This window comes from Secundilactobacillus similis DSM 23365 = JCM 2765, assembly GCF_001311075.1.
GTDB lineage: Bacteria > Bacillota > Bacilli > Lactobacillales > Lactobacillaceae > Secundilactobacillus > Secundilactobacillus similis.
Genome location: NZ_BBAD01000037.1, coordinates 17,781 through 29,787, shown reverse-complemented (window position 1 = coordinate 29,787; position 12,007 = coordinate 17,781). Strand labels below are relative to the sequence as shown.

General features: G+C 46.5%; 8 protein-coding genes and 3 pseudogenes. All 11 read left to right on the top strand.

Annotated elements, in window-relative coordinates; genetic code table 11:
• Positions 1 to 396 precede the first annotated feature (396 nt).
• The 11 genes and pseudogenes from JCM2765_RS09440 (at position 397) to yajC (ending at position 11,265) form a co-directional block, all read left to right on the top strand.
• Positions 397 to 1,605, top strand: coding sequence for a glycosyltransferase (locus JCM2765_RS09440; RefSeq protein WP_054736273.1), 1,209 nt, complete (start codon positions 397 to 399; stop codon positions 1,603 to 1,605).
• A gap of 2 nt (positions 1,606 to 1,607) precedes the next feature.
• Positions 1,608 to 1,907 (top strand): hypothetical protein, encoded by a 300-nt coding sequence (locus tag JCM2765_RS09435; protein ID WP_054736271.1) that lies wholly within the window; start codon positions 1,608 to 1,610, stop codon positions 1,905 to 1,907.
• On the top strand, positions 1,894 to 2,682 hold the full coding sequence (locus JCM2765_RS09430; RefSeq protein ID WP_369404067.1) for a polysaccharide deacetylase family protein: 789 nt from the start codon (positions 1,894 to 1,896) through the stop codon (positions 2,680 to 2,682). Before JCM2765_RS09435 ends, JCM2765_RS09430 begins: the two co-directional genes overlap by 14 nt.
• Positions 2,683 to 3,226: 544 nt before the next feature.
• Complete coding sequence (locus tag JCM2765_RS09425; protein ID WP_054736269.1) at positions 3,227 to 4,399, top strand: glycosyltransferase family 4 protein; 1,173 nt, start codon at positions 3,227 to 3,229, stop codon at positions 4,397 to 4,399.
• Positions 4,400 to 4,416: 17 nt separating this feature from the next.
• Complete coding sequence (locus tag JCM2765_RS09420) at positions 4,417 to 5,439, top strand: glycosyltransferase family 4 protein (RefSeq protein ID WP_054736267.1); 1,023 nt, start codon at positions 4,417 to 4,419, stop codon at positions 5,437 to 5,439.
• Between the two features lie 2 nt (positions 5,440 to 5,441).
• Positions 5,442 to 6,484 (top strand): annotated as a pseudogene (locus JCM2765_RS09415) (lysylphosphatidylglycerol synthase transmembrane domain-containing protein).
• A 414-nt stretch (positions 6,485 to 6,898) separates the two neighbouring features.
• Complete coding sequence (ruvA, locus tag JCM2765_RS09410) at positions 6,899 to 7,498, top strand: Holliday junction branch migration protein RuvA (RefSeq protein WP_054736265.1); 600 nt, start codon at positions 6,899 to 6,901, stop codon at positions 7,496 to 7,498.
• 15 nt (positions 7,499 to 7,513) lie between these two features.
• On the top strand, positions 7,514 to 8,542 hold the full coding sequence (gene ruvB, locus JCM2765_RS09405) for a Holliday junction branch migration DNA helicase RuvB (protein ID WP_054736262.1): 1,029 nt from the start codon (positions 7,514 to 7,516) through the stop codon (positions 8,540 to 8,542).
• Positions 8,523 to 9,580 (top strand): annotated as a pseudogene (queA, locus tag JCM2765_RS09400) (tRNA preQ1(34) S-adenosylmethionine ribosyltransferase-isomerase QueA). The gene ruvB and the pseudogene queA overlap by 20 nt, the downstream one beginning before the upstream one ends.
• Before the next feature lie 16 nt (positions 9,581 to 9,596).
• Positions 9,597 to 10,738: pseudogene (gene tgt, locus JCM2765_RS09395) on the top strand (tRNA guanosine(34) transglycosylase Tgt).
• Between the two features lie 119 nt (positions 10,739 to 10,857).
• Positions 10,858 to 11,265: a preprotein translocase subunit YajC gene (gene yajC / locus JCM2765_RS09390; protein WP_082405067.1), complete on the top strand. Its 408-nt coding sequence runs from the start codon at positions 10,858 to 10,860 to the stop codon at positions 11,263 to 11,265.
• Positions 11,266 to 12,007 lie beyond the last annotated feature (742 nt).

Here is a 12,007-nt window from a genome sequence, read left to right as displayed (position 1 = left end):
CCGGCGCGGTGGCCAGAAAGCGCGTGGTTGACAACTTCTTGTAACTTCAGGAACCCTGGAAATAACAGTTTAAGTGGCGCCGAATTTTGTAGCCTGAGAGCGCCGGTTTTCGCGCGGCTTTGGCGAGCGAAGCGACGACAAACAGCCTTCACCCAAATTGCACCCAACACTTACGCTGGACACAATCGATAGCAGGACCATGGCAACGCACATTATAGCAACTTTGTTCGACCATTAAGAAAGCCATAAGATTGTCATGACGAAAACGGATTCACATTCGATTTGTCGGCGTTGCCTTGACCCGTTAACTTGATTTCGTTAGACTATTCAAGATTGTGCTTTAAACGATAGGTGGTTGCCTAGCCGCCTCGAATTGAGGTTGAAAAGGAGCGTTACATGTTTATTTTTAGTGGTTTTGTCATTTTTTATCCGCTGATTGTGTCGGTGATTTGGATTGTGGGAGCCTTGTTTTTTGGTCTTCAACAACGACTGATCCAGAAGCCCGCGCTTAGTGGTGAACAACCGTTAGTGTCCGTCCTGATTCCCGGTCATAACGAAGCTGATACCCTGCACGAGGTCGTTGCATCGGTGGCGGGGTTGACCTATCAGCATCTCGAATTAATTTTAGTGGATGATGGTAGCACGGATGATACGTTGACCGTGATGCGCGACTTACAGGCGCAGTATCAAGATCAATTTCCGATTCAAGTGGTTCCGATTCAACAAAACGCCGGAAAAGCGAACGCCTTAAACGTTGGGTTGAGCTACGCGAATGGTGAGCATTTATTGTGTTTAGATTCAGATTCTTATCTAGATGAACAGGCCTTAACGCATATGATGCGGTCGATGCTAGCTGACCCCAAAAACGGGGCAGTGGCGGGTCGGCCAGTGGTTCGAAATCGAACGACGTTGCTGGGGCGGTTGCAATTATTAGAATATATTGGGATCATCGATATTATTAAACGCGGACAAGCCTTCATTACGGGGCATATCACTACTGTATCTGGGGTGATCGTGGTTTACCGAAAAGCCGCGGTTGAAGCAGTGTCTGGTTGGACGACGGAAGCGTTGACCGAAGACATTGATATGACTTGGAAACTCTACCGTCAACATTGGCATGTGGTGTACTGCCCGCAAGCGGTATCCTGGATCTTGGTTCCGGAACACATTCGGGCACTGATCCGACAACGGCGGCGATGGGCCCGTGGTGGTTTGGAAGTGTTGGTCCGCAATCGTCAGTTGATTTTTACTGGGCGGCTAGCGGAACAGTGGTTATTGCTAGATATGATCATTAGTAATGTTTGGGCGTTATGCTGTGCCTTTAGTGTCCTGACCTACTTCTTAACGATGCTGTTTTCGCAATCGTTGATTTTAGACGGTGGCATTTTATTCGTGTTGACGTTGATCAGTATCGTTCAGTTCATTATTGGCTTTACTAGTTCACAACGCCAAGGTTACGTGGACTGGCAAGATTTGTTGCTCTTACCGATGTACTTTATTTTCTACTGGGCGGTCAACCTCATTAGCTGCATCACGGCATTGGGGTCATTCTTTTTGGATCCGCAACGTAAAGGTGTCTGGTCCAGTCCTGATCGGGGGGTGTAGGTGTGGATAAACAACAATTAGTCATTCGTAAAAAGACGTCATTGGGTGCTCGCTTACGTCGACTGGTGCTACTAGTCGTGCTCTGGGCGATTGCTTTAGGTGTACTGACCGTAAACGTTTGTTTTATGCTGGGAATCTACACTGATGCGTTAGTGGTCAACTATGCGTTGTTCAACCTCTCGTTTCGGATGTATAAAGTTTTAGGCCTGACCATCGTCTTGGTTGGTGGGCTAGTTGCGGTTTACGGTGTGTGCCACCTTAGACGGTTAAAGCGAAAGGCGGTACAACATGACCAAAACTAATCGAAAATGGCTGTTAGGGATTTTTCTAGTCCTTTTTGTGAGTGTCTTATCGGTAAACGTGTACAAGAAAGTGACCTTTGAGCGCGGCATTCACGAAAACTTTGCCTTAGCGTCGGCGGATCAGCAAATCAAAAACGGGATTATGGTGCTGTGTTACCACCGAATTTTAAACGATACGGCGGCGGTCTCAACAATGGAACACTTAACGCCAAACAACCAGTTACACGCCTATAACGTGAATTTATCCGAATTTAAGCAACAAATGACCTTTCTCCAACGGCACCATGTTCGGGTCATTTCAACGGCCCAAATGGTGACGATGCTCAAAAAACACCGCACCGTTCACGGTAAATACGCAGTCATCACCTTTGACGACGTGGATCGCACCCTTACCGAAAATGCCGCCCCGGTGCTTAAGCGGCACGGGTATCCCTTCACAGCGTCAATCATTACCGGAACAACGGGTCGTTACATTGGCGGTGAACAGTTGGCGTCATGGCCTGAAGTGTTAAGAATGAAGCGTCAAGTTGGTGACTTGCTGACACTGGGCGTCCATACGAATAATATGCACTACTTGGTGAAGGGCACCCCAGTATTTAACTTGCGCAAACACTACTTAGCCTTTAAGCAAGATTATGCGACTAGCCAACGGGTGTTGAAGGCTAAAACTGGCCAGACATCACCGATTTTCACGTATCCGTACGGGAGTGGCACCTCACAGGTGGAAAACTTCTTGTTGACACAGCGGCGGTTGCAAGTTATTTATACTGAATAACGGGATTGTAACGTCGCGGTCGAATTTGAAACTGACACCGCGAATGATCGTGAACCGCGATAGTTGGGGCAGTATTGCTAAATGGCTTGAATAGCAGAACACATGTAAGTTAAGAAGTTTCTTAATCCGCAATTCATCAGGATTAAGAAACTTTTTTGAAATTAAATAAAACTTTACTTTATGTGAAGACGTCTTTAGTAATCGAGTTACAATAGGTATTTGAATAACAATATTATATGTGATATAGTATCGGAGAAGACCGAACAATGGGTCAAACTAAGAACTTTGGTTGCAACGATTGGTGGTTTGTTATATAGTTAGTTAGTCAAGTAGCTAACTTAAGCGAAACCATTAAATTTCAGTGCGATTTTTTCAATAATGGTTGGGTTAACTTATCAGTTAGCGTATGATGAATGCTGTAAAGCAGGCAGTTAGGCGAGGGTGTACCAGCGATGGGACATCTGTTGCATTGCCAATTGGAAACCAATATAATGACTATAATTAAAATGAAGCAAACGGACGATAAATTGTTGGGGGGATTAACGTGAACATTGGGATATTTACGGACACATACTTCCCTCAGGTGAGTGGGGTTGCAACGTCGATCAAGACGCTTCGACAAGAGTTGGAGAAACAGGGGCATCAAGTTTACATCTTTACCACGACTGACCCACACATTGAGAAGGATGTTTACGAACGTAATATTTTTCGCTTTCCAAGCGTGCCATTCGTGTCGTTTACCGATCGGCGAGTTGCGTTTCGAGGGCTATTTCATGCCTATCAGATTGCCAAAGAACTTAATCTAGACATTGTCCACACACAAACCGAATTTTCGATGGGGTGGATTGGTAAGTTTGTGGCGAAGAATTTGAAGATTCCGTGCATCCATACCTACCACACGATGTATGAGGACTACCTGCACTACGTGGCGAACGGTAAGATTTTAAAGCCCGTTCACGTTAAGCAAATGACGTTGGCGTTTTGTACGCACCTTTCTGGGGTGGTTGCGCCAAGTCAACGGGTCATCGATACACTGACGGGCTACGGGGTCAAGATTCCGATTCGGGTCATTCCGACCGGGGTCAACCTGGAACAATATCAAAACAGTAGTGAAATCAACGTGCGAGCTAAATACGACTTAGCGCCAGATACACCATTGATGCTATCGTTGAGTCGGTTAGCGTATGAGAAAAACATCAAAGAACTGATCAACGGGATGCCAAAGGTTTTGGCTCAACTTCCCGATGCGGTCTTAATGATCGTGGGTGATGGTCCCGCTCGAGAGGACCTTGAAGAACAGGCTAAGTCACTTGACCTTGGCCGTCACGTTATCTTTACGGGTGAAATCAATCACGACGAGGTTCAGGCTTACTATCAAGCTGCCGATTTATTTGTGTCGGCGTCTGATTCTGAATCGCAGGGGTTAACGTATATTGAAGCGTTGGCATCGGATGTCAAAATCGTGGTGAAGACCAGCCCGTATACGGATGCGTTACTCGCTAACCATGAATTGGGGACAACGTTTGAAACGTATGCCGAATTGGTGGATGATTTAATTTACTATCTACAACACGCAAAAATTGAAAACCAGCAAGTCTTAGCAGAAACGTTACACCGGGTTTCTGCGGCGTCGTTTGGTCAACGGATCGTTGAGTTTTACCAAGACGTTCAACTGACCTATGAAGAAGCACAGGATTCAGCCGGTATCAGTAACTAACTATTTAGGAGTCGAGTATGTTAACTATTACAATGTTTTCAGCAGCGGATAAGGTTGCAGGACAGGGTGTCGGTAGCGTGTATCTAGAACTTGTCCGACTGCTTCAAACGCGCTCGGCTGATACGCTGAACGTTCAGATCAATAAGTACGGTCGAGCTGATGTGAGTCATTATCACACCGTTAACTTTTCGTTTTACTTATCAACCTTCATGCCTAATCGGGGCCGTAAAATTGGCTTTGTGCATTTTTTACCGGAAACGTTAGAAGGTAGCTTGAAATTGCCGAAGATTGCGAAGGCGGTTTTCTACCGTTACGTGATTGCCTTTTATAAGCGGATGGACCAACTCGTGGTTGTGAATCCGGCGTTTATTCCAAAATTAGAGGCTTACGGAATTCCCAAAGACCACATCACGTATATTCCGAATTTCGTCAGTACAGCCCTGTTTCATCCGGTAGACGCTGCTAAAAAGAAGCAATTGCAACAAAAATATCAGTACCCTGACCGGTTCACGGTGTTAGGATCGGGCCAAGTTCAGGTTCGAAAAGGGGTCTTTGACTTCATCGAACTAGCAAAACGGAATCCGGATGTGCAGTTTATCTGGACTGGCGGTTTCTCATTTGGCCGAATTACCGATGGGTATGAACAGTTGAAGCAAGTCGTTGATAATCCACCAGCTAACTTGAGCTTCCCGGGGATCGTGCCCCGTGAGCACTTGGTTGATTACTACAATATGGCTGATCTGTTTTTATTGCCATCCTATAATGAATTATTCCCAATGTCAGTACTGGAAGCCTTTAGTTCTGAAACTCCGGTCCTACTCCGGGATTTAGACCTGTATCAGGCAATCATCGATGGGGATTACGCTGCGGCTAAGGATGTTGATGAGATGAACGACTGGATTCAAAAGCTCAAACAACAACCCGAAGAACTCGCGACCTTGAAGGCCAAATCCCAGCGAGCAGCTGCCTACTATTCCGAAGACCGGTTGCTTAAAATCTGGCAAGATTTTTATGCTGAACAGGCACGGTTAGGTCGGTAACGATGTCGAGACGAAATAAAGTCGCGGTATTTTTAATCGTCATATTGGGATTGGCGATTTTTGGTTATTCGTTACGCGATGTTAAACTTAATATTCTAATTCGTGATTTTGCATCGATCCACTTGGATTGGTTGCTGATCGCGGTTTTATGTATGATCCTCTACTTTGGTCTTGAGGGTCTGGTCGTCAAAATCTTCGTTGATGAACGGATGGGGCATTATTCGTTTAAGAGTGCGATTCGAATCCCGTTAATTGAACAGTTATTTAACGGGATTACGCCATTTTCATCCGGCGGGCAACCGGCTCAATTGATTGCGATGCTTCAAAGTGGCATCGATGGTGGTCGGGCAAGCTCAGTCTTGTTGATGAAATTCATTGTGTATCAGGCCATGATCGTGATCAACTTTATCATTGCGTTGGTCATTGGATTTCACTACATGGTCAGCAAAATGAGCTACCTATCACTATTCGTGGTGTTTGGGTTCTTGATTCACTTTGGCGTGATTATCGGGTTGCTGTTGGTCATGTTTTGGCCGCAATTTACGAAAAAGGCTGTGCGCGTGATTTTGAGTCCGATGCGGTGGTTCGGTAAAGCGGAACGGATGAACGACATGCTGACGCGCTTGGATACGAAAATCGATTTGTTTTATGAGGAAAGTGTCCAGCTGCTGGGTCAACGAAAGCTCTTGCTGAAAGTTGCTCTGGTAACGTTCTTACAACTGATGGCGTACTACCTTGTACCGTATTTCATCATGTTATCGTTAGGGTACACGCAAGCCAACATTGTGATGATTACTTGTTTACATGTGTTGATCGTCATGGTGATTTCAATCTTCCCAATTCCTGGAGGTGCCGGTGGGGCTGAGTATAGTTTCACGGTGCTGTTTGGCAGTTACATTACGAACTCCAGTAAGTTAGTAGTTGCGATGTTGCTTTGGCGGATCTTAACCTATTACTTCGGCATCTTCGCGGGATTGGTGCGTTGGCGATTAAACCGGATCAGTTGAAGCCGCATAAGCGACTGCCGGAACACGACGATGAGTGATTGAGTTGGGTTTTATAATTGAATTTTGGGCGTCCTCCTAGATTTCTGTGTTTGGAAGTTAGGGGGGCGTTTTGTTGGTTTGGAGTTTTTGAATCCGTGGTTGAGGTAGCGAATTTATCGAATGAGTGGGTGAGGCAACTGGGTTTCGGCGCGAGTTGGATTAATCATCCGGGGTTCTTTTACTAATAAAGTGATTACAGTTTGGTACCTTATGGCCTCTGCGCCGAAACGCGTTTCCCTAAACTGGGGGCTGCATGTAAGGTAGGTCGGGTAATGCCCCAAGCCCAGGGACATCACCCAACCTACCTTACACACTGCCCCCAACCCGTTTCGGGAAACGCTCTGTGATTTCGCCCCAATTCGTGGTACAATTTTTAGGCAAACATACGTTTAGAGAACTGGAGTGGCGACAGCATGTATCAGTATTTAGAAGGCAAAATCGTTGATATTCAACCGACCTACATCGTTGTGGACGTTCACGGCGTGGGCTATTTAGTTCGAGTTGGCAATCCGTTTCGGTTTGAGGTTGGCTCAGACGATGTTCGGGTATATGTCCACCAATCGATTAGCGATAGTGCCCAGATTTTATATGGGTTTAACACGTTAAAAGAAAAACAGTTATTTGAAAAACTACTGGCAGTTTCGGGTATCGGGGCCAAGAGTGCGTTGGCGATTTTGGCGAATGGCGATCAGCAAGCCATTGTGAACGCGATTAGTGGCAACGATGTCACTTATCTGACGAAATTCCCCGGGATTGGAAAGAAAACCGCACAACAAATTGTGCTGGATCTTCGTGATAAACTGGAAGATTTCGCTGAAACTGATTTATTCCAGACGGCGACTGTTAACGGCGGCGATGGTGAAAATAAGGCACTGAACGAAGCCATGGCAGCTTTAGCCGCACTAGGTTACCGTGACCGCGACGTTAAAAAGGTTGAAAAAGTACTCGCTGAACAACCGGGGGAAACGACTGACGTTTACCTCAGTTCAGCGTTATCATTATTAACAAAGTAGAATGGAGGCTTGTTGATGGCAGATGATGAACGGTTAGTGACTGGTGAATCACAGGATGAAAATGAAGCCTCAATTGAACAATCGTTACGGCCATCTACGCTGAGTCAGTATATTGGGCAACGGGCGCTCAAGCAGGAGTTAACGGTGTATATTCAGGCCGCTAAACAACGTGAAGAAGCGTTAGACCACGTCTTGTTATACGGACCACCTGGCCTTGGAAAGACCACGTTAGCGATGATCATTGCGTCTGAGATGCAAGTGGGGCTAAAGACCACTAGTGGCCCGGCCATTGAAAAAACGGGTGATTTGGTGGCGTTGTTAAACGAGCTGAATCCCGGCGACGTTTTATTTATTGATGAAATTCACCGATTGCCTAAAGTGGTGGAAGAAATGCTTTATTCGGCGATGGAAGATTTTTACGTTGATATCGTGGTGGGGCAGGGACCAACTGCACACCCGATTCATTTTCCGTTACCGCCATTCACTTTAATTGGCGCAACCACGCGAGCCGGACTGCTTTCGGCACCGTTGCGTGATCGGTTTGGCATCGTTGGTCATATGGCCTACTACGATGTTGACGAACTAGAACAAATTGTTGATCGCTCTGCGCGAATTTTACAGTCTGCGATTGATACGGAAGGTGCACACGAAATCGCGCGGCGTTCACGGGGAACGCCCCGAATTGCAAACCGGTTGCTGAAACGAATCCGGGATTTTGCACAGGTTTCACCAGAGCACGATGCAATTGATAAGGCCATTGTGCAACACGCGCTAACGATGCTGCGAGTTGACGATGAGGGCCTTGATCAAACTGACGTGAAGCTGTTGGAAACGATGATCAGATTCTATAACGGTGGGCCAGTTGGCCTGAGTACCCTGGCGGCCAACATCGGTGAAGAAACCGATACCGTTGCAGAAATGTATGAACCATTCTTGTTGCAAAAAGGGTTTATTAAACGAACTGCTCGTGGTCGAATGGTCACACCATTAGCGTATGAGCACCTCGGCCTAACACCTATGAATAATGGAAAGGATCCACACTAACATGACACTAACAACTGAAGATTTTGATTACGATTTACCACACGAGTTAATTGCCCAGACGCCAATTGAAAAACGAGACGCGTCTCGCTTATTGGTCATGGATCATGAAACTGGCGAGCTGGAAGATGAACATTTTTATAACATCATTGATCACCTCAACCCCGGTGATGCCGTTGTAATGAACGACTCACGGGTCATGCCTGCTCGAATTTACGGCGTGAAGCAGAAACCGGTGGCCACGTTGAAGTTTTATTACTTCATAACACGCAAGGTGATGAATGGGAAACCTTGATGAAACCTGCTAAGCGGATTCGCGTTGGCCAAACGGTTACCTTTGGTGACGACGGTGCGTTGACTGCAACGGTGACCAAGGAGCTGGAACATGGCGGTCGGATGATCGAGTTCCACTATGACGGTATTTTTATGGAAATTTTGGAGAAGCTTGGTGAGACACCATTACCACCATACATCAAGGAAAAGCTTGATGACCCAGAACGTTACCAAACCGTGTACGCCAAACAGGCTGGTTCAGCCGCAGCGCCAACGGCTGGGTTGCACTGGACGAAGGAACTGCTTAAGAAGGTTGAAGATAAGGGCATCAAGCTCGTTTATCTGACACTGCACGTGGGTCTTGGGACTTTCCGGCCAGTTGACGAAGAAAACATCGAAGACCATAAGATGCACTCTGAGTTCTACCAATTATCGGAAGAATCCGCTAAAACGTTAAACGAAGTTCGTGCCAATGGCGGTCGAATCGTGGCTACCGGGACAACATCGATCCGGACGCTGGAAACGATTGGGACCAAGTTCCATGGTGAAATCAAGGCCGACTCTGGTTGGACTGATATTTTCATCAAACCTGGGTACCAGTGGCAGGTCGTAGATGCGTTTATCACGAACTTCCACTTACCAAAATCAACGTTGGTCATGTTAGTGGCGGCCTTTACGGGACGCGACAACATTTTGAACGCATACCAACACGCTATCGAGGAACGTTACCGCTTCTTTAGTTTCGGTGACGCTATGTTTATTAAATAACGGAGGCACGCAACTTATGGAACCAGCGGTCAAATATCGCTTAATTAAGACGGAAAAGCACACGGGCGCGCGGTTAGGCGAACTGATTACGCCACACGGCACTTTTCCGACCCCAATGTTTATGCCGGTTGGCACGCAAGCAACGGTTAAGGCCATTGCCCCTGAAGAACTGGATGAGATGGGCGCTGGCGTGATTTTAGCCAATACCTACCATCTTTGGTTACAACCGGGAGAAGATTTAATCAAAGAGGCCGGTGGTCTACACAAGTTCATGAACTGGCAAAAGCCAATTTTGACGGACTCTGGTGGTTTCCAGGTCTTTTCGTTGGCGGAGAACCGAAACATTACCGAAGAAGGGGTTAAGTTTAAAAATCCCATCAATGGGGATCGGCTTTTCTTGTCACCTGAAAAAGCAATGCAAATCGAAAATGATTTGGGTCCAGACATTATGATGAGTTTGGATGAATGTCCACCGTTCTTTGAAAGTTACGACTACATCAAGCACTCCGTTGAACGAACTTCTCGTTGGGCGGAACGTGGGTTAAAGGCACATCAAAATCCCGACTGGCAAGCACTGTTTGGCATCGTCCAAGGTGCTGGCTATGAAGACCTTCGTCGCCAATCCGCTCAAGACCTGGTTAGCTTGATTTTCCGGGCTATTCAATTGGTGGCTTATCCGTTGGCGAATCGAAGGCCGAAATGAACCGGGTACTGGACTTTACTACACCAATGTTGCCAACCAATAAACCGCGCTATCTGATGGGTGTTGGTTCACCGGATTCACTGATCGATGGTGTCATGCGCGGCGTTGACATGTTTGACTGCGTGTTGCCAACCCGGATCGCCCGGAACGGCACGTGCATGACCAGTCGTGGCCGGTTAGCCGTTAAAAATGCCAAGTTTGCCCGCGATTTTCGACCACTTGATGAAAAGTGTGATTGTTATACTTGTCGGCATTATTCTCGTGCTTACATTCGGCATTTGTTTAAGGCGGATGAAACGTTTGGCTTGCGCTTAACGAGTTATCACAACCTCTACTTCTTGTTAAACTTAATGCGTCAAATTCGTCAGGCGATTATGGATGATTCATTGTTGGACTTTAAGCAGGATTTCTTCGAAGAATACGGCTATAATCTACCAAATGCCAAAAATTTCTAAGAATTCTTGTCAGAGTCATGGACGGCGGGTCAAATATTTGTTAAATTATTAGTTAGACATAAAGGTGGGTGAATGTATTGGTAGTTTTAGCAAGTGCAGGTGCAGGCGGTTATTCTAGCATGCTCTTGATCGTTGTTATGATTGTTGCGATGTACTTTTTGATGATTCGTCCTCAAAGAAAGCAACAAAAGAAGCATCAAGACACGTTGAATCAACTGAAAAAGGGTGACCACGTTGTTACGATTGGCCGGTTACACGGGGTCATCGACGAAATCAACAAGGAAGCCAAAACGGTAACTTTGGATTGCGACGGGATCTACTTGGTCTTTGATATGAGCGCAATTGCCACCGTATCACAACGAGCCGCAGCTAGTGAAGTTGCAGCAACGTCAGCCAGTGAACCAGTTGCTGACGACAAAGAAGCAACACCAGCTAAGGACGAAGCAGAAACTGACTCAGCAGATGCTGAACCAGCAGACGTAACGCCAGCTGATGATGCTGACAAAGATGCTTCGGAAACGAAGTAATGTGAGAATCCTCCATTTTGGGGGATTTTTTTGTATGGTCTGCTCTGTTTACTTTCGTTTGTGTCTAGCGTAAGCATCATTGATGTGAGTTTGTGAAATATGATTTGCTTAAACTGTCGATTCCGGTAAGCGGCTAGGTTCCTGCTATGGGGCCGGCCTGAGCCAAAGGGCGGTCTCAGTCCTCGAATTGAAGCCACGCCAAAAATCGTGCGAGTCTTCAATTCGTCCCCGATAATTGGCGGTTGTTGGGAAAAGCACCAACAACCACCAATTATCGCGACACAGCATCCACCTAGCCGCTTACCGAAATCTTACGTTGGCGCAATTCGGCACTATTGTAGACCATCTCAAGTGCTTAACTGGACGTCATCTACAGTATGACAGCGATTGATGTTAACTCAGTAAACAGCACTATCGGGCAGCAGTCGTCATTTCCGTGATGAACAAGTCTAGCCTGAACATTGACTCAACTCGCTTGAACATACTGCTGACCCGATGTTGTTACGTTGTCATTCAATATTTGTTGAGATGCTTACATTTGTCAGCGTGCGACAGTTTGGCCCTTCATGATAAATTTTCGGGAGTGCGCTTTCGATGCCGAAAGCCCGCAAACAAGAGGTCGGGCAGAAAATTGGGCTCAGCCGTGAAATTTCACTTAGCCGGTGAACTTCCAGCTTAGTGAAAGGCCGAATTCTGAGACGTGTTTTTCCGGCTCAGAATCGTGCCCACGGCGTTCCAGCCC